Annotated in this window: 18 protein-coding genes; 16 read left to right on the forward strand and 2 right to left on the reverse strand. The window is 49.6% G+C overall.

Annotated features, from left to right (window positions below; translation table 11 throughout):
- Positions 1–645: 645 nt before the first annotated feature.
- The 13 genes from KHS78_RS10535 to KHS78_RS10595 all read left to right on the forward strand — a co-directional run bounded on the left by KHS78_RS10535 (position 646) and on the right by KHS78_RS10595 (position 14,755).
- Entirely contained in the window at positions 646–1,683 is a 1,038-nt protein-coding gene (locus KHS78_RS10535; RefSeq protein WP_211828172.1) for an NAD(P)H-dependent glycerol-3-phosphate dehydrogenase, read from the forward strand.
- A 23-nt stretch (positions 1,684–1,706) separates the two neighbouring features.
- Positions 1,707–2,051 (forward strand): DUF4389 domain-containing protein, encoded by a 345-nt coding sequence (locus KHS78_RS10540; RefSeq protein WP_211828174.1) that lies wholly within the window; start codon positions 1,707–1,709, stop codon positions 2,049–2,051.
- Between the two features lie 4 nt (positions 2,052–2,055).
- Complete coding sequence (sixA, locus tag KHS78_RS10545) at positions 2,056–2,508, forward strand: phosphohistidine phosphatase SixA (RefSeq protein ID WP_211828175.1); 453 nt, start codon at positions 2,056–2,058, stop codon at positions 2,506–2,508.
- Positions 2,509–2,772: 264 nt separating this feature from the next.
- The gene (locus KHS78_RS10550) at positions 2,773–4,014 is read left to right on the forward strand and encodes an MFS transporter (protein ID WP_211828179.1); all 1,242 of its coding nucleotides are present in this window, start codon (positions 2,773–2,775) and stop codon (positions 4,012–4,014) included.
- Positions 4,011–5,258, forward strand: a complete 1,248-nt coding sequence (locus tag KHS78_RS10555; RefSeq protein WP_211828181.1) for an MFS transporter — start codon at positions 4,011–4,013, stop codon at positions 5,256–5,258. The genes KHS78_RS10550 and KHS78_RS10555 overlap by 4 nt, the downstream gene beginning before the upstream one ends.
- Positions 5,259–5,422: 164 nt before the next feature.
- The gene (locus tag KHS78_RS10560) at positions 5,423–7,303 is read left to right on the forward strand and encodes a hypothetical protein (RefSeq protein WP_211828182.1); all 1,881 of its coding nucleotides are present in this window, start codon (positions 5,423–5,425) and stop codon (positions 7,301–7,303) included.
- 214 nt (positions 7,304–7,517) lie between these two features.
- Positions 7,518–7,943: a hotdog fold thioesterase gene (locus KHS78_RS10565; protein ID WP_211828184.1), complete on the forward strand. Its 426-nt coding sequence runs from the start codon at positions 7,518–7,520 to the stop codon at positions 7,941–7,943.
- 30 nt (positions 7,944–7,973) lie between these two features.
- Complete coding sequence (locus KHS78_RS10570) at positions 7,974–8,645, forward strand: N-acetylmuramoyl-L-alanine amidase (protein WP_211828193.1); 672 nt, start codon at positions 7,974–7,976, stop codon at positions 8,643–8,645.
- A 128-nt stretch (positions 8,646–8,773) separates the two neighbouring features.
- Positions 8,774–9,811: a hypothetical protein gene (locus tag KHS78_RS10575; protein ID WP_211828195.1), complete on the forward strand. Its 1,038-nt coding sequence runs from the start codon at positions 8,774–8,776 to the stop codon at positions 9,809–9,811.
- A 58-nt stretch (positions 9,812–9,869) separates the two neighbouring features.
- Positions 9,870–10,886: a putative solute-binding protein gene (locus KHS78_RS10580; RefSeq protein ID WP_211828197.1), complete on the forward strand. Its 1,017-nt coding sequence runs from the start codon at positions 9,870–9,872 to the stop codon at positions 10,884–10,886.
- 55 nt (positions 10,887–10,941) lie between these two features.
- Positions 10,942–12,999: a TRAP transporter large permease subunit gene (locus KHS78_RS10585; RefSeq protein WP_211828199.1), complete on the forward strand. Its 2,058-nt coding sequence runs from the start codon at positions 10,942–10,944 to the stop codon at positions 12,997–12,999.
- A 113-nt stretch (positions 13,000–13,112) separates the two neighbouring features.
- Complete coding sequence (locus KHS78_RS10590) at positions 13,113–13,916, forward strand: alpha/beta fold hydrolase (RefSeq protein ID WP_211828201.1); 804 nt, start codon at positions 13,113–13,115, stop codon at positions 13,914–13,916.
- Positions 13,913–14,755, forward strand: a complete 843-nt coding sequence (locus tag KHS78_RS10595; protein WP_211828203.1) for an alpha/beta fold hydrolase — start codon at positions 13,913–13,915, stop codon at positions 14,753–14,755. Before KHS78_RS10590 ends, KHS78_RS10595 begins: the two co-directional genes overlap by 4 nt.
- Before the next feature lie 65 nt (positions 14,756–14,820).
- Here the strand turns inward: KHS78_RS10595 and KHS78_RS10600 are convergent, their stop codons facing one another.
- The gene (locus tag KHS78_RS10600; protein WP_211828205.1) at positions 14,821–15,324 is read right to left on the reverse strand and encodes a glutathione peroxidase; all 504 of its coding nucleotides are present in this window, start codon (positions 15,322–15,324) and stop codon (positions 14,821–14,823) included.
- Between the two features lie 99 nt (positions 15,325–15,423).
- A complete protein-coding gene (locus KHS78_RS22660; protein ID WP_425513969.1) occupies positions 15,424–15,714 on the reverse strand; it encodes a DUF6482 family protein in 291 nt (96 codons plus the stop codon).
- A gap of 270 nt (positions 15,715–15,984) precedes the next feature.
- On the opposite strand from KHS78_RS22660, the gene KHS78_RS10605 reads away from it, so the two are divergent.
- The 3 genes from KHS78_RS10605 (at position 15,985) to KHS78_RS10615 (ending at position 18,619) form a co-directional block, all read left to right on the forward strand.
- Positions 15,985–16,530: a protein disulfide oxidoreductase gene (locus KHS78_RS10605; protein ID WP_211828207.1), complete on the forward strand. Its 546-nt coding sequence runs from the start codon at positions 15,985–15,987 to the stop codon at positions 16,528–16,530.
- A 117-nt stretch (positions 16,531–16,647) separates the two neighbouring features.
- Positions 16,648–17,556 carry a DUF4892 domain-containing protein gene (locus KHS78_RS10610; RefSeq protein WP_211828209.1) on the forward strand — a complete coding sequence of 303 codons (909 nt, stop codon included), beginning with the start codon at positions 16,648–16,650 and terminating at the stop codon, positions 17,554–17,556.
- Positions 17,557–17,638: 82 nt separating this feature from the next.
- Positions 17,639–18,619 carry a patatin-like phospholipase family protein gene (locus tag KHS78_RS10615; RefSeq protein ID WP_211828211.1) on the forward strand — a complete coding sequence of 327 codons (981 nt, stop codon included), beginning with the start codon at positions 17,639–17,641 and terminating at the stop codon, positions 18,617–18,619.
- The last annotated feature ends 16 nt before the right edge of the window (positions 18,620–18,635 follow it).

The following is an 18,635-nucleotide window of genomic DNA, read 5'->3' on the forward strand; positions in this document are numbered from 1 at the left end:
TAGGCGTAAAAAAATGGGATTGCTTTAGTGCTGATTCTTACCTTAACAGTCATTTAAGAGTAAATGGAAAGAATGCACTGTTGAAATTGTTTTTATGTGATTTTTTATATGGCTTTATTATATAGGTAGATTGATTATTTGTTCTTGTATGACGCCATTTGTATTAAGTTGGAAGTTGTATTTTGTGTAAAAGGGAAATCTCATTATTTTTGGTGTATTCAGCTTGATGTTTGGTTGGGCTTTAGATAAAACTCGTTTGGTGCGTTTCATAAAATGGTTGAGTGAAAAATGAAAAGATGGCGCTTCTATCTAAAGCGGAGTACGAAACAGAAAGTATTTCATGAAACATTCCGAACATGTTTTTTGTGGCCTTGTGCTTTCTAGAGGCCAATGCCTGTCTTTGTTGATTTGATTGTTTATGGTTGTTGATGTGTAGGGTAATTTAAGGGTTCTAAGTTGATTTAAATATGAAGAATCTGTTGATTCGCCATCTTGTTGGAGGGATGTATTGTACTAGCAAGCTGTTAGGCAAAGTGCTTCCGCTGAAGGTTAAATTTTGTTCATAAAAAAACAGGGGTTATAGCTCGCGCTTTGCTACTGCAATCAAGTATCATGAGCTATTGAACAAAATAGCTGTAACAGTGCATGACAGAACAGAATAGACCAACTAAAAAGCGTCGGATTACCGTGGTGGGTGGTGGTAGCTTTGGGACTGCCCTGGCAGATATCAGTGCGACGAAGGGTAACCATGTCCGTCAGTGGATGCGTTCTACTGAGCAGGCAGAGGCCATGAACACAACTCACGTCAATGAGCGTTATCTGCCTGGATTTACGATTAACCAGAATGTGGTTGCCACCTCAGATCTTGCCTTTGCCCTGGACGACAGTGAACTGGTTTTTGTTGCCATACCGAGCAAAGCGTTTCGCGAGGTTGTGCGTAACATGCAGGGTTTGGTGGATAGTAAATTACTGGTCTCGACCACCAAGGGGGTTGAAGCTGAAACCTTCGACCTGATGAGCGAAATTCTGCATGAAGAGTTACCTGGTGCGCGCATCGGTGTGTTGAGCGGTCCGAATCTGGCTAAGGAAATCATGGCGAAGTGTATTACGGCCACTGTGATTGCCTGTGAAGATGAGGAGCTTTGTCAAACTGTCCAGGAAGTCCTCCATTGCGACTATTTCCGGGTTTACGCTAACCATGACCGTTATGGCGTGGAATTGGGTGGCGCTCTGAAGAACATCTATGCGATCGTGTCCGGGCTTGCAGAAGCCTTGGGGATGGGAGAGAACACCAAGAGTTTGTTGATTACCCGCGCGCTGGCTGAAATGGGACGATTTGCAGTGACGATGGGGGCCAATCCCCTGACGTTTCTTGGGTTGGCCGGTGTGGGCGACCTGATTGTGACCTGTACGTCCAACCTGAGTCGCAATTTCCGGGTAGGGTATGCCTTGGGTGAAGGCAAGTCTCTGGAAGCCGCAGAAAAGGCGTTGGGGCAGGTGGCGGAAGGCATCAACACCTTAAAGCTGGTAAAAGAAAAGGCTGATGAAATGGGTGTTTACATGCCCATTGCGACAGGTCTTTATGAAATTATCTTTAACGGTCATGATATTGCCGATATTGCCCGCACCATGATGCTGCGTGAGCAAAAGACGGATGTCGAGTTTATCCTGCAGCAATCTTGAGATTGTCTGTCGGAAGCGTCATATTGAGTGCAAACAGAGAAAAGGCTGGTGATACTATGGATGAAAAACTGAAGAAAAATCTGATGTCCGAGTCGCTCTGGCTGCGGATACTCTATATGGTTATTTTTTACCTGGTCAGTCAGGTGGCTATCATGTTGGTGGCTGTTCTTGCGGTTGCTCAGGCGTTGTTTAGCCTGGTCACGGGCAAGCCGAACCTGAACTTACAGGAGTTCAGTATTGGTTTAAATCGTTTTCTCTATCAAATTCTCTGCTTTTTGACGTTTAATAGTGATAAGAAACCTTATCCATTCACTGATTGGCCGAAAGTGGAGCATGCAGAGGCGGTAGAGCAGTACCGGAACGAATGATGTTATGAAGTTGTATATCATGCGTCATGGGGAAGCGGTTCCTTTCGCGGATGTTGATCGGAACCGTTCTCTCTCAGAGCATGGCCGTTGGCAGGTCACTGAAGTTGCCAGACAGATGTCAGGGCTGCCATTGACCGGCATTCTCGCAAGCCCCTATCTGCGAGCTCAGCAGACAGCTGAACGGATGCAAGCCGGTATGGCAGCTATGGATATACCGATAACCCGCTGTGATCAATTGACGCCGGATGCGCCTGTTCGATCAGTGCTGGGGGCTATACCCGATAGTGGCTGCTGGCTGTTGGTATCACATATGCCGCTTGTCAGCCGCCTCACAGGCCTCCTGATGCAGGATGCCCCAGACCGGGGCGTCATCTTCTCAACGGCTATGGTGGTTGGTCTTGATATGCCCGTCGTAGCTCCAGGGCTGGCTACTCAATCGATAAGCTATCTTCCCTGAAACGTTACTGCAGACTCGTCTAGATTGCGGGGGCAGCTGCCTCTTCCTCAATTATTGAATGGTCTGCGGAACCATCATTTATCTTTGCTGTCTGACAGGGAGGCAAGGGCAGGGATTGCTCACTATACTCTCGCGTCTTGCCCCTTGAAGGAAACTGTTGCGAACGAGCACATGTTGGGATTTAGCTGTTATTCCCCGAGTCATCGTCGTGGCAGTTTTTTTTATCGCTTGTAAATGTCCCTGAATAAGCCGTAGGGGGGGATTATGTCAAACCGAGTTGCATCCTATTGCCCTATGCGGGCTCATTTGATCGCATTTGTGGCGGCATTATTTTGTGGGTATCAGGTGTATATGCAGGCGGCTCCGGGGAGTATGGTCAATGAATTAATGTCTGGTTTAAGCATAGATCTTGCCGGTGTTGGCTTTCTGGCTAGTTGCTTGAGTTATTCCTACTTATTATTTCAAATGCCGGCTGGGCAGCTCCTAGATCGTTTTGGGTGCAAGCAATTGTTACCTATGGCGATCTTGTCGGTCGCCACTGGATCCTTGTTGATGGCGTTTGCTGATACGCTCTGGCAAGCGGCTCTGGGTAGGGTGTTGATGGGGGCCGGGAGTGCTTTTGCTATTGTCGGTTCTTTTTTGCTGGCGTCAGAGTGGTATGCGGCCTGCTGGTTTCCATTGCTGGTCGGATTGTTCGAAATGGCTGGTATGGCCGGAGGAATGGGGGCAACGACTATTTTGCCCGCCATGGTTGATGTCTTTGGTTGGCGCACAGGAATGATGATCAATGCTGTAGCTGGGCTGGTGTTGGCTATTACTGTCTTTTTTGTCGTTTGCAGTGGAAAGCGTCTTACCGCTCCTGAAGATGCCGGCGAAATAAGCAATGATGCGCAGTATCCCGTTTTTCGGACCCTTCTTTTAAATTCGCTTTACGGGTTATGTATGTTTGGCATGGTGAATGTTTTTGCCATGTTATGGGGGCTGCCCTTTCTTGAAACGCTCTATCCTGAAAATCAATCTGAAGCAGGAATGGGGCTGGCCTGCATGTATTTGTTTATTGCGTTAGGTACCGTTTGTTCCGGATGGTTGGCAGGTGTTTTAAAAAAATGTCGTATTTTGATGATGGTAGGCGCATTTTCCGGATTAAATTGTTTAATGGTCATTCTTTATGTGCCTATGCCTCTATTCTTGATGATAATGATGTTATCGCTGTTTGGATTTGCTTCGGGTTTTTATAGTCTCGCATTTCTTCAGTCAAGACAGATCGCTCCGAGTCGAAAATTAGGGCAGGTGTTGGCCGTTATTAACGGAAGTATGTTGATTGCGGGTATTTTTTTTCAACCGTTGATTGGATGGTTGCTTGATCAGCAGTTAGCGTCAGGCCATAGGCTTAGCGTTGCTTATTTCCAGATTGCTTTAAGTCCTCTGATATTGTTGTTACTTCTTGCATTGCTAGTGGCGGGTTTTTCAAAGGATCCCTTACCTGTGAGGAAGCATGGTACATGAAGCGAGCGACAGGGAAGTCGTATGACTATTCAGGCGTGAAGTCTCTGCTTGCATACGGTGTATGCGCGATGTTTGTTGCATTGCAGTTTTTGCTGCAGGGATCTGTCAGTTTGATGGTTCCCGAATTGCAGCATGCCTTCGGTGTGGATATGGCGGGTATCGGCTTGTTGTCCTCCTGCTTTTTTTACCCATACGTTTTTATGCAGATTCCGATGGGACGGTTTGTGAGTCGTTATGGAGTCAGGCGGGTTATGTTTTATTCGGCCAGCCTTTTAGCTATTGGGTGTGTCCTTTTCCAAACTGCGACAACATTCTCTCAGGCGTTGGTCGGAAGGATGTTGATGGGGGTTGCCAGTGCATCTGGAATAGTTTCAACACTGGAGGTGATTTCCTTACTGTTTGCTGTGCGTTGGTTTGGTTTGCTGGCCGGTGTTATGGATGTTGTCAGTATGGTTGGCGCCGCTGCAGGTGAGTGGTTTATTCCCTGGGAAATGGCCAATGCAGGATGGGAGGGCGTTTTACTTTTGTCTGCAATAGCGGCGCTTTGTATTTCTGTTCTTGCCTGCCTGCTATTACCTTGTCGCTCTGGGAGAAAGGCTGCAAGCGACAATGATGGTCACGGACATTTGCTTATTTTTAGCGTGTTGAGGGACGAGCGTATCTGGAAAGTATCGATTGCTGGTGGGTTGGTGTTTGCACTGGTAAACAGCTTTGCAGCGATGTGGGCTATCCCCTATTTTGCTTTAGTATTTGGTGGCTCTGTTTCTGTCGCTGATGTGGTCAGTCTGGTATTTGTAGGCGTAGCGATTGGTGCGCCAATCATTGGGTATTTTAGTGGCTGCCGACATCAGGCAAGACGTTTGATGATTGTTTGCAGTATTGCTTGCAGCTTGCTGTTCGGGTTCGTTTTGTATTATCCGGTTTCTGAGGCATTAGTCAGTTTCTGTCTACTGTTGATGGGGATAGCTTGTGGCGCTTATGTTATTCCTTTTGTGCAGGTAAAGAAGTGGAGTGAGTCATCTGTTCTTTCCCCTGCATTGGGGATGGTTAACATGATTGAGGTCATTGTAGGCACGGTCATATTTCAGCCGCTTATTGGTGTGCTTTTGAACTCTTCAGGTGTTGAAGCTACGCTTGTTTCCTATCGATTTGCATTCAATGTTTTGTTGATTGGTCTTGTTTGTGGTGTGATAAGTGCCTTTTATGGGGAGGCAGGTAACGATTTAATTGATGGTTGTGAGTAGTGAAAAGGGAAGGGAAAGATTGTTTTTAATTTCGAATATTTATATGGGGGTTCGGATTATGTTTCATTTCTATTAAGTATCTAAGTTATTTATTCTAAATAATATGTCTAATTCTATCGGTTTTCCATAAACGCTAATATTAATAAAAAAGATGGGATATCGATATGGATCGTTACAGTGGACAGGTTTCCTCTCAGTCAGTTTTGTCTGTTCATTCCTGCATGGAGCCTCAGAAAACGGATACAGTTGTTGAGGTTGAACCGGCACGGGGTTTATCTGAATCCTCTTCCCTATGCCCCAATAAACCGCTATCAGCATATAATATTACACTATCTCCGCTAAAAGCGTTCGGAAACATGGTCGGTAGTGCGCATCATGTCTTAGGAACTGCTGCCAGTGTTGCTAAAAAAACAGCACAGGTTAGTAAAGCGTTTGTTGAAGATTTCGCCGCTACAACAGCCAGTACATTATCGTCAGCCCTATTTTCTGAAACAGCAGCGCGTATGGTGGGTTTTACCGCATCTCTCTCTCAGGCGGGCTTGGCATTGCTTGACGAGGTGTCTGGTGGGTTGCCTGTGTCAGTTGATGCTGTAACACCGTTATTGCGTAAGGCGGACATAGAAGTGAGCGACATGACACCGCAAGAGTTACGGCAGCTTTCGCTTTCTGTTGCGGCTTTGCACTTGGGGAAGAGTCAGACCATCAGTCTTGATAATGCAAAGTTCCGTTACCACAAGCCGTTCACTGATTATGCGATTGATATCAGTAAAGTCACTCTTGAGCGGTTACAGCCAATGAAAACCGGATCTAAAGGTACTGATGCACAGATGGCTTTTGAAGCTGAGCGATTATCAATGGTATTGTCTTATGTGCCTTTAAATAATGGTTCGGCCAATGAAAATGCAAGTTTGAAACCTACGACAGTTAAGCTTGAGATTCCCGTGCCTAAGTTGTCAGCGAAAACCAATCTACTGTCTTTGCTGGGTGAATACGGTGCCAATGCTACCGCGTTGCTAAAAAGTTATATGCCGAGGCATGAGGCTGTTGATTATCAATCCTTACAGCATTTCATGGTTGATGAAAAAACGGGTGTGGCATTCACTGCAAAAACAGTGGGGATTGAAATACTTGAGCATGGCTCCATGCTGGAAGGGTTTGCACAGCAGGGAGATACGGATAAAAATCCAACGTTGTTATTGCATAATCCTCATTTTGGGCAGGAAAATCTTCAGTTTGTAGGCATGAGACCCATGGTGGATAGCCAGCCTGTTGTTGGGTTCGGATTGGCTGAGATGGATAATATACAGGCCGGTCCTATGACACTCAAAAATGGTTATGTTTATCTGGATGAGCAGGCCAATGGCTCGTTACGGTTTAACCTGGAGACGAACTTTAAAAGCCTCAATGAGTACTGTCCTGAATGGTTGCCAAAGCATCTTAGAAAAAAAGTTACTGCCAGTCAGGATGCAGAAAGAAAGTGTGTGCTGTGTATTGATTTGAAGATCCGGGAAGGCATGCTGGATTTGGATCGCCTTTGGGCAACAGGATTTAATGAGGGGGGCGTCAATTTGGTTCAGAAGCTCCTCACCCACTGCCTGCTGGCAAGTCTCAACTCAAAAAAGACGCGTATCGCTGAAGATCGACTAACGGTTGCGGTACCGGTGAAGCCTCGCGGTGATTTACGCTCAAAGCCTGATGATGTGCTGGGTATTGTGCCGGAAGGATGCCATCTCGAAGGTAATGGTGATGTGGCCGTCACTCCGAAGTCTCACCATGCGCAGCTTGGACAGTTGAAAGGATTGGCCGCGTTTCTGCGATCTGCTCGTGATAAAATTGAAAAGATGGATAAGAAAAGTGAGAAAATCAAACAGAATATCAAAAAGGTTAAAAATAAAATAAAGAACAGTGAAAAGGTAACCGTGAATACATGGTTGCCTATACCGGAAGAAACGAAAGCGTTTCGGACGGTAGAAGGAGGTAGAGGTAAAATCGATATGTTTACACTCCTTGCAGAAAGTGGCTATGACTGGGGATCAAAGAAATAAATTCTGTATTCTTGGTGTTAACTATAAATTGCATGAGATGTTTCGATATTTTCTGTTGTTAATGAAGACTGATTTTCGGTTGGATAGATGCTGTTTTTTTCTCTCATGATGCTTCCCTCTGTTAGTTTTTCTTAGCGCTTGTCAGCGGATACCTTAACATGCGATTCTCGATGAAATATCGTTATTGGCCTATGTTTTTGTCGAGAGCTTCACGATGTCTATATGGAAAAAGCCGTTTACCCTGGAAGGCCTGAACAAAGGGATGAAAAATACACTATGCGAGCACCTGCAAATGCAAGTCACCGAAGTTGGTGATGATTATATGGTGGGTACTATGCCGGTGGATGCCCGTACCACGCAACCAATGGGGTTGTTGCATGGGGGCGCCTCTGTGGCATTGGCCGAAACGCTGGGAAGTCTCGCTGCGAACATGGCCGTCGATCAAGCAAGTTACTGTGTCGGTTTGGATATCAATGCAAACCATATTCGAAGCATGAAATCAGGCCTGGTGACAGCGAAAGCGTCCGCTACGCATATTGGACGATCTACGCAGGTTTGGGAAATTACCCTTCAAGATGAAGAAGGACGTTTGGTCTGCATATCCCGTTTGACCATGGCGGTCAAACGTATTGCGGGTTGAGAACTTATACTATTCAGGTCTGATTCTTCTATGTCATTTCCTATGCAACAGGTTGAGTGCCCCAATCAGGATCGCCAGATAATCCCCGTCGAGTTTTTGGTATTGCACTATACGGCAACGGATCTTTCGAACACGCTGGCCATCTTCCAGGATGATCAGCGTGGTGTCTCGTCACATATGGTGATTGATGTTGATGGAATGGTCTATTCACTGGTTGACTGCCTGCAGGGGCAGGCGTATCGGGCGTGGCATGCCGGGCGAAGCATTTATGTGGATGATGAGAAGGCGTGGTCTGGATTTAATGACTTTTCGCTTGGTATTGAACTGGTGAACACCAATGGCAATATCTTTCCTTTTACTGATGCCCAGTATCAGTCGCTTGCGGCTGTCGTCTTGTTGTTGAAGCAGCATTATCCCTCATTGATGTCCCCGAGTCGTATTCTTGGGCATGAACATATCGCCGGGTATCGCGGCAAAGTAGACCCTGGTTACTGTTTTGACTGGGATCGGTTTTGGCCGATGTGTTATCCAGATGCTCAAACGCCTGAGCGTCAGTCGGTGTGCCCCGAGGCGTTACGGGTAAAGGCGAGTGCAATGGCTGCATTCAGTCCTGATGATCCCCATGAGAATGCACAGTTCTGGATGCATATAAGCGCTTTGATGGAAGCTGCAGTCGAATTGGCACAAATGGACCAGCCTTGAGTGACGAAATCAGGCTTTTTACTTGGCTGGCATGACGATTAATCCTGTATCAAAAGTCATTTACAGGTACTAACGTACTTGTCATAGTTTGCGGTCAATAATAAGAATAAACGTCCATGGAGTCCTGGATGCCGCATATCAGCTCAAGGCTTGAAGCTCTTCGCTTCTCTCTGAAAAAAATCTCACTGCTGCTATTGCTGGGTTTATTGGGCGGTTGTAGCAGTATGGTTTTTAATGTTGCAACTGAATACACCCAGACCTACGCCGAAGATATTGCGATGCCGTATGTCATGACCACCAGTGACCCGGCTATGGGGTGTGCGATGGGTGATGCCATGACACCGGCCCTGATGTCCATGGGAACGTTTCATCGAGGCGCTAGCAAGTTGGGTGTGATGTCGTATATGTCATCTGCGCTGTGTGCTGAAGTTCAGGCGCGGGAACAGGAGCTGCGTTATCAACGGGCCTTGTTGCGAGGCGATACCATGGAGGCTCAGGACGCCCGCATTATGGTGAAGCGCGCCTGGGCCGTCGCTGCCGATCGTCAATATCAGGCCTGGCACCATCTGAGTCAATATTATGGTGAGCCGGGCACTGGCTGTCCGGCACTGGAATCTTCGCAGGATGAGCTGGTCTGGTTGCTCGGGTTGATTGGTGGTTTGCAGGCGGTCAACAGTGATATTCGGTCAACAGAAGGGCGAATCCCCCGGAGTATCGCTGCCCGTGTTGAACGCAGCGCACAGTGTCTCGACAGCCAGGCATGGTGGGGGGTGCCAAAAGCCATTCGTGCGACGCTGTGGGTGATGATTCCCGGTGTAGTACCGGAAGGTGAAGACCCGTGGCGCCGCCTGCAGGAGGCCAGTGATGCCGGTGCCGCCAGTGGCGTCAGGCTGGCAAATATATTTCATGCGATGGCGGCCGTTAGTGCGGGTGATGAAGCGTTGGTGCGCCAATTGATTCGTGATCATGCGCAAGCCGAAAAACGTCGCTTACCCGATCCTGATTATCAATTGCTTGATGCCATGGCCCATGAGCAAATGTTAGGCATTTCTGACGCATTATGGACTGCAGCAACCGGTAAGCGAACCCCGACAGGTGCATTTGGTCGTTTTTGGGATGACAAGCAGGATGCGATCGAAACCATTGATATCAACGATTTGCTTTAAATGCTTTTGATCTGTCGTGCAGCTGATAAAAAGAAGAACAATGTAAAGGATGGTTTTCATGTCCCATCATATTCGTCGGCCACTGTTGTCACTGTTTGTCGCATGCGTGTTGACTGGCTCAGTGTCTGTCCAGGCCGCTTTGACCAAGAATACTTTCTGTATTTTCGATCCTGTCGGAAATAATGGCGACGTGCTTGCGCTGATGAAGGATTATAAGACGGAAGCCTTGTCCTGGGGGGTTGACCTTGATTTAAAAACCTTCATGGATGAAAGCGTCATTGTCGATGAGCTGAAGGCGGGGCAGTGTGATGCCGCTGCGTTTACCGGTCTCAAGACGCGCGCCTTCAACCGCTTCACCTCAACGGTAGAAGCCGTGGGTGCTTTGCCGGATTACACGACACTGAGAACAACCCTCCAGACACTGATGAGCCCTAAGGCGGCGAAATTGATGCGGAATGGTCCTTACGAAGTGGCGGGTATTATGCCAGCTGGCGCTATTTATGCATTTGTCAGGGATCGGAACTGGGACAGCCTCAACAAAATCCAGGGCAAGAAGATCATCGTAATGGAGGGGGACGAAGTCTCTCAGCAGCTGGTGCGACAGGTCGGCGGGACACCGGTCAGTGGTAATACAACGAATTTTGCCGGTAAGTTCAACAACGGTAGTGTGGATGTCACCTTTGCGCCGGCTGTCGCTTATGAACCACTGGAGATGTACAAGGGGCTGGAACCTGGGGGCGGCGTTGTAGACCATATTTTTATCCAGCTGACCTTCCAGATGGTGATCCGCCATGACCGCTTTCCCGAAGACTTTGGTCAGAAATCACGGCAGATGGCCCTGACCAGTTTTGATCGTGCGTTCGCCTTTATCGGCAACGCCACCGATAAAATTGACGACAAGTACTGGGTGGAACCCAATCCTGCGGAAGTCGACGACTATCGTCAGATTATGCGTGAGGCAAGGCTAGTGCTCCGGGATCAGTCGATTTATGACGGCAGGATGCTGAAACTTATGCGTAAGGTGCGCTGCAAATACGATCCGGTTCAGGCGGAATGTGCGGAAAAGCTTGAGTGATCAGCTGACCACTGATCGAACGACACGGCCATAATAATAACAAGGCGAGACCTCGATGTACGAAAGCGTTAGCCGTAGCCGCACTCTGTCAGACTGGCTCTCCTCTTTGCCCATTGCGCTGGTGCTACTGCTGGTCATTGTGCTGGAAAGCAGTAGCATGCTGCATTCCCGCCTACTCGCCATTGGCGGTGAATTCTGGCCTGATTATCACGAACTGAGAGTCCCAGCTCAGGCCCCGGCATGTCAGCCAGATCTTGATATTGACTATGAACTCGCTGAGTTGCTGGCGAACCAGCAGGCGGATGTTGATGATGAGTTGTCCCTGTTTGATGAAGAACCGGCTGACCCTGCTGTTCTCAGGGCTTCGCTGGAACGGTCTCAGGCAGAATGCCAGCGTCGTCATTCTGACTATGCTTCGCGCCAGAGTCAGGTAACGGATGGGCTTCAGTATTATGCAGCCTTTGAAGAAGGGATTGCTGCCATTGGTGACCTTGGGCTGAATGCCTCCCGTTACATTCTAATGACCTTGCTGCTGGTGGCTGCAGCATCCGCCACCCTGTTGCGCGACCATATTGCCCTGCGGGGGATTCGTACCGTACGGGACCTGCAGGTCTCCAGCCTGGCCCAGTTGGCAGGGAATGCATTGTTGCTGGCTTCTGCGCTGGCTTACCGATCAATGCAGGAAGCGTCAGGGATTGTGCCTGATTTCCAGCAATACTGGATTCAGTGGGGCTGGATTGCCGGCTTTACGGTGTTGACCCTGATCAGCCTGTTGCAATACTTACGACGGCCGTCAGGTTTGCTGCCGGGGGGGGCGATGGGCCATGCCTTGTTGTGCATTCCCTTATACAGCTGGATGGCGCTGATTTCGGGTGTTTTCTTTATTCTGATCGGTCACCTGCCCGCAATGACGATCTATCTGGGCAAGATGCTCGATCTATCTGGTCTGTTTATCAATGTCGGTCTGTATGTCTGGATTGGTATGCTGCTCAAGCAGACCCGGATGGCCAGTCTCGTCTTTGATCTGTTCCGCCCATGGCGGCTACCGCCAGAAATGCTGGCCTTCCTCGCCATTATGGTGTCTGCGCTGCCGACGGCTTACACCGGTGCTAGCGGTATTTATGTGATTGCGGTAGGTGCCGTGATTTATCAGGAGCTGCGGCGTGCCGGTGCGCAACGTCAACTGGCTTTGGCGACCACCGCCATGTCCGGCAGCATGGGGGTGATCCTTAACCCCTGTCTGCTGATTGTCATTATCGCGGCTCTGAACAAAGAAGTGACAACGCGGGAGTTATACGGCTGGGGTCTGTGGTTGTTCCTGCTGTCTGCATCATTGTTTCTTGTGGTTTCAATGGTATCCCGTCGTGCAACGCTATCTGTTTCGCCGGTAGCCGATGCGTGGCCGGAAACGGTGAACACCCTAAAAAAACTGGTGCCTTACGCACTGGTGATTGCAGTGATGGTGCTTTGGTATCGATGGGGGCTGAATACAGCACTTGATGAATTCAGTGCCCCCGTGATATTGCCTGCGGTCATGCTGGCGGTTGTGATTCTTGATCAATGGCTTCGTCGTCGGGAAAGGTCGGAGCGCGAAGGCAATATCATAAAGGATACCGAACTTGCGGTTCGCCATGCGACCGGCGAGGCGTCGGCGCATATCGGGGCGTTGCTGATGCTGATGGCCCTGTCCATTTGTCTCGGTGGCGTCTTTGATCGTGGAGATGTGGTGTCTATGCTGCCGGAGGATCTGTCTTCCGTTTGGCTGACTATGGCATTGCTGGTGGTGATACTCGTGCTGATTGGGATGATCATGGATCCCTATGGTGCTGTGATCCTGGTGACCATCACACTGACCGGTTTTGCCTTCAATAATGGCATTGATCCGCTGCATTTCTGGATGGTGACCCTGATTGCCTTTGAATTGGGTTATCTCAGCCCGCCGGTTGCGCTGAATCATTTGTTGACCCGCCAGGTGGTGGGTGATGATGAAGTGGATCGCGGAGCCGTGTCAGGATCATTCTGGCAGCGCTATGAACGTTTTGCCCTGCCGCTGCTGGTGATGGCTGTCACGCTGCTGCTGACTGCGTTTGTCCCGTTACTGTTTTATGCCTGAAACACAACAAAAGGGGTTGATTGTTTGTGATGATCCCCCTTTTTTCCTTTACGCCAGCGCCATGCTCTCTTATTCTTAATCAAACGCTTGTTTGAAAAAAACAAAAGGGCGTCATGACGTTGCCAATTCACTTTGCCCATGCCAATGGCTTTCCTGCACCCGTTTACAGAAAGCTCTTTTCAGCCCTTGAGCAACAGGGGTTTTCCGTCGGCTGGCTGGAAAAGCATGGTCATGATCCGCTGTTTCCCGTGACGGACAGCTGGCCGCATCTGGTTGATGAGCTGCTGGAAGCGATACGTCGTCAGCATAAGGAGCCGGTGCTGGCCGTCGGGCACTCGCTGGGCGGCGTTCTGAGCCTGTTTGCCTCATGGCAGGCGCCCGAGCTTTTTCGTGGGGTCATCATGCTGGATGCACCGTTGTTAACGCCCGTGGAGGGAGGTCTTGTACGCCTGATCAAACGACTCGGCGCTGTCGACAGGATTACACCGGCAGGGCGAACCCTCGGGCGGCGGAGCGTCTGGCGCAGCCGGAAAGAGGCCATGGATTACTTCCAGAAAAAGCCCCTGTTTCGGCATTTTGATCCTGAGTGTCTGGCGGATTATGTGGATCATGGGATGGAACATGGTGAGACGGAGGTTCGCCTTGGTTTCGACCCAGATATTGAAATCAGCATTTATCGCAATATTCCTGATCGCTGGCCTCGTGCAGTAAAACCGTTTCCGGTGCCAACTGTCGTGGTTTACGGTGATCGCAGCGATGTGGTGATGCCGCATATGATTATGGCGATGCGTCTTCGACGACAGGTTCGCGTCCAGAAAGTGCCCGGTGGCCATATGTTTCCCCTCGAACAGCCTGAGCAGACGGCGCAATTGATTACCCGTTTAGCTGAATCCATGGGAGTGCCCAAACCTTCGTGAAAGAATTCAAAATAACCACGCCGGATATGACCTTTGCGGCCTGCCAGTGGGGACGTGATGATGCTCCAGCCATCCTTGCCCTGCATGGCTGGCTCGACAATGCCGCTACGTTCAGCCGTCTGGCGCCTCTGATTGATGAATACCGGATTATTGCAATTGACCAGGCAGGTCATGGTTTCTCGGAGCATCGTGGGCCGGATGCCAGCTATGCGATCTGGGATTATGTCGGTGATTTGATTGAAATTGCGGATGCGCTCGCGTTAGAGCGTTTCTCATTGCTGGGACATTCTATGGGGGCCATTGTCAGCGTGCTGACGGCGGGGGCTTTCCCGGAGCGGGTTGAGCGCCTGATGCTGATAGACGGCATCTGGCCTATGCCAACGGAGGTGGACCAGGCGCCGGAACAGCTGGCCAAGGCGATTAAACACCGTATTCGGCTACGTAGCCGCAATAAATCCGTTTTTGCCTCCAAGGATGAGGCTGTTGCTGCTCGCTTGAGAGGTTTTGGGACGATCAGCGAAGCGGCCGCTCGAATACTGGTTGAGCGTGGTGTTGAGCCCTGTGACGGTGGCTGGACCTGGCGTACGGACGCCCGTTTGACACTGCCTTCAGCCATGCGGCTGACCCATGCGCATGCGCAGGCTTTCACGAATCGCCTGTCCATGCCAACACTGTTAATTGCCGCTGAAGGCGGCATCGTGATCGCAGGTGTGGAAGCCCACCAAGGCGAACTGGATCATATTGCCATCAAGACATTGCCGGGTGGACACCATCTTCATATTGAAGAACAGGCAGAGGCGGTAGCGGAGGCGATGGGCGATTTTCTGTCCAGTGCGTAAAACGACACCGGGAACCGCCTGGAAGGACGATTCCCGGTTTGATTTTTTAAGAGCGGTTTATTGGCTCAGGCTGTTGACGTTGCCTTGATTTTCTTGAGTGCAATTCGAATGTCCAGCTCCAGATCTTCCGGCGCGGTTGTCGGACTGTAACGAACGACTTTGGACTGATCCGGATAAATCAGGAACTTAGTGAAATTCCATTTGATCGCTTCAGACCCTAATACGCCCGGCGCAGCACTTTTGAGTTCTTGGAACAATGGATGGGCATTCTCTCCATTGACATCCACTTTTGAAAACATGGGAAAACTGACGCCGTAGTTCTTTTCACAGAAGCTGGCGATTTCATCGCTATTACCGGGTTCCTGATGGCCAAACTGGTTGCAGGGGAAACCAATAATAACCAGTCCCTGGTCCTGGTATTTCTGATAAAGAGCTTCCAAGCCTTGATATTGTGGTGTAAAGCCACACTTGCTGGCGGTGTTGACGACCAGAACGACCTGGTTGCTGTAAGCTGACAGGGGTTGAGGCTTACCATTCAGAAGTGGTATTTCGTGGCGAAGAAAATCCATGTGGATCCCCGATTTTTTTGTTTCTGGTGGGCGTATTGTACGCAGATTTACGCTTCCATGAGGATGCTGCTGCGTGCTTTTTCAGTATGCTGACAATCCTCAGCGAACCTGTAACGATGAATAGGTCTCTTCAGCGGTCTGGTTTCCTACCATTTCATCATACGCGCTGTGTTGTATCAGGTTGATAGGCTGCTCGATCTTGCCCAGAAAATCAGTGGCTTCACTGATACTGTGAAATAGGATGGGAAATGTTGGGTCTTTTTCCGTCAGAAAGTACCGGTTGTTACCTTTCGTAATTTGACAAAGATAAATATTGCCTTCATTGGCCACCAAGTTGACTGCGGTGCCTGGATTTTCACGTATGAGCTGTTTTAACTCTTTGAGATTTATAGCAAATCTCCACGTTGTTAGGCGTTTTTATCCTGATATTGGCTCATATCTATATAATTTCAGTTATCATCTAAAAAATGGATAGAAAATGTAATATGTACAATTTGTACCTCTGTAATATTGTGCAGGCAATCGTCGCTTAAAATTGTCTATTGTTGAAATCAGCGCAGATAGCATCACGCCATAATCAAGCTAATACTTAAGCTAATGGCAGCGTATTGAAACGGCATGGCTTTTACTCAACGGCCATGCAAACGACAAGGAGTGTCGATGTTTTCCTTCATAGATGGTCGCAAGATTATGGAGCCAATTCTGTTTGGTGTCCTTATGGTTGTTATGGTGCTCACGGTGCAGGGCTACTTTGCCCAGAGGAGTATGCCAAAGGATCAGGCACCTGCTGTTTCAGGCCGCCTGATTGATGGTGACTATATCGATTTACTCTCGATCAGCCACGATCAGCCCGTCTTGCTGTATTTCTGGGCCAACTGGTGTATGGAGTGTCGCGCGATCAATTCTGCGGTACAGAAGGTGGCCAATGATTATAAGGTCGTCTCAGTGACCATGAGCTCCGGAAACAAGGAATGGCTTAGGCAGTATATGAAAGCAAGGGAGCTGAATTTTCCTGTTCTCAATGATACGACGGGTGTCATCAGCCGGGAGTGGGGCGTGACGACGGTCCCCTCATTCGTGGTGGTCATGGATGGCAGGGTGCGCTTCATCACAACCGGCTACACCACCAGTGCTGGTCTTCGTGCAAGGCTTTGGATTGTGGGATCGCTGCTGCCGTTTGTTGAGCGTGTTAAGGCGTGGTTCTGAATGCGAAGTGCAGGATATGACATGTATTGAAGTAGGACGAAGGTTTTAGCAGGCTGATTGGGTGAGCAAGTGATAAACTGCAATTCTCATTCAACCTGTACCGGGTAGTTGACGACAATGCAAAGGATCCTGTTTTCTCTCTGTTTGCTTTCTCTCTGGGGCAGTGCCTATTCCTCCGATATGTCGGGCTCGGCCAATCTGGCGGGCATTGAGCGATATCCCAATGCGGACATTGTTCGTCATAGCGAAGGGAAAAAAGTCAATTACCCGCTGGTGGCCAGTGCCATAAAAAAAGTGAATGGTGTTGTGCGCGCTGATGAGGAACAGCGGCTCGATGGTGCGTGGCGCAGGGTCATCTATCTGATGCCGGATGGTCATGGCAGTGATGCCAGTTTTCGTTATTTTTCTGATCGTCTGGAAAAACTGGGTGTGAAAACGCTTTATAGTTGCGAAGGTCGCCATTGTGGCCCGAGTAACCTCTGGGCCAATAAGGTGTTTGAAGAAGCTAACCTGTATGGTCTGGACAAGGATCAGTTTTACTTGCTGGGTGCGCGTACCGTCGATAGTCATACCGAGTACTATGTGCTGTATACAGTCCGGCGTGGAAACAAGCGCGTTTATGCCATGCTGGATCAGTTGATCGTGGAAGGAGTGCAGGAACGAGCATTTCCGACCGCGCCAAGTTCTGACGATGGTTTGAAAGCATCTGGAATGGAGCAGTACTGGGATGTTGTCGTACAGCCTGAGACTGGAACGATTGCCCGGCAGGCTATCGACAAAATCCTGGCGCATTTGCAGCAGGATAGTACGACGACATTATTGCTGGCCGGCTCTGTGCCATTTGATCGCGACCTCAAACTGGATCAGCAAATTGAGCGCTCCCGGCAGTATGGCCAAGCGCTGAAAGACCGCTTAATCGAAGAAAATGTGGCAGATGAGCGGCTCTTTGTGATTGGTACGGGTCCTTTGTTGCAGGAAACGGCGACTAGCACCATGCCTTTTGTACGGGTTATGAGGGTTCAATAGCCAGTCAAAGCTGCTGTAACGCTCTCAATGCCTGATACTTCCCTGACATCACCTAGGCTAATAAGGGACAGGGAGAAAAAACATGGCCAAAACGGTATCACTGGTTCTTGGTAGTGGCGGCGCCAGGGGTTATGCCCACATCGGAGTGATTGATGAGCTCCTGGCCAGAGGGTATGAGATTTCAGCCATTGCAGGGTGCTCCATGGGGGCACTGGTAGGCGGTCTCTATGCTGCCGGCAGGCTGGAAGCCTACCGCGAGTGGGTGATGGAGTTGAAATACCTGGATGTGATCCGTCTGCTGGATCTATCCTTTCGCTCTCCCGGTGTGTTCAGAGGCGGCCGGGTCCTTGAAGCGATGAGCGGCATGGTCGGTGATTGCCTGATAGAAGACCTGCGCATTCCGTATACCGCCGTTGCCACCGATCTCAATGCTCGCAAGGAAATCTGGTTCCAGGAAGGCGATCTTCTGCAGGCGATCAGGGCGTCCATTGCCATTCCCAGCCTGTTTACACCCGTTGAATACAACGGCCGGCTTCTGGTCGATGGGGGGGTGCTGAATCCTATTCCAATTGCGCCAACCGTCTCAGCACATACCGACCTGATCATTGCAGTCGATCTTAATGCGGATATTGCCCCCTTGCAGATCGCCTGTGACCCTGTGCCTGCAGCCAAGGAGCAACGGATACTCGAGCGGTGGTTCAGAAAGCTCAAAAAGAGTGGCTCAGACGATGACTCCGATGAATCCATGCAGCGAACGGTTGAGCTGGCGTCAGGTAAAACCGGTATGCTGGATATCGTCAACCAGTCCCTGGAGATCATGCAGGAAGTCTTGACCCGTCACCAGATGGCGGCCTATTCGGCGGATGTCCTGATTCCGGTGTCTGCCCGCCAGTGTCGTTTTTATGAATTCCACCGGGCGGAGGACCTGATCCAGGTCGGCCGTTTGCAGGCGGCGTCGTTGCTGGATCAGTATCCGCAGTTTGCTGTTTCTCAGGCAGAAGATGAGGTTGGTGTAGCAGGTCAAAGTGATGCTATACCGGATTCCAGCCCGTCACAGGAATGATCGTTTCTTATAAAAC

Source organism: Kistimonas asteriae (assembly GCF_018263925.1).
Lineage (GTDB): Bacteria > Pseudomonadota > Gammaproteobacteria > Pseudomonadales > Endozoicomonadaceae > Kistimonas > Kistimonas asteriae.